1 protein-coding gene is annotated in these 291 nt (G+C 46.4%); it reads left to right on the forward strand.

Features of this window, described 5'->3' with window-relative positions:
• A partial coding sequence (locus P2081_RS20690) for a trypsin-like serine protease (protein WP_278924668.1) occupies positions 1-291 on the forward strand: 291 nt, incomplete at both ends.

A 291-nucleotide genomic window follows, 5' to 3' on the forward strand; every position in this document is an offset into this window, starting at 1 on the left:
GTCATCATCTCCCCCCTTCATGTACTCACTTCGGCCCATTGCCTCCAAGATTACACCAAGTCCGCATACTTTGTACGAGTTGGTGATTTTGATGCTGAAGTACCTGAAGGAACTGACCAAGAATATGACATAGAATCTACATATGTTCATGAAGACTATGATAAAGGCCGCCATTTGAGTAATGACATAGCCCTGATAAAACTGAAAGGCACGGGTCTGCGTTTCAGTAGCTATGTGCGAGCAGTATGTCTCCCCCCACCACCCACTGCTTATGTTGCTGGCACTAACTGC

The organism is Pseudophaeobacter profundi (assembly GCF_029697505.1).
In the GTDB taxonomy this organism is placed as follows: Bacteria; Pseudomonadota; Alphaproteobacteria; order Rhodobacterales; family Rhodobacteraceae; genus Pseudophaeobacter; species Pseudophaeobacter profundi.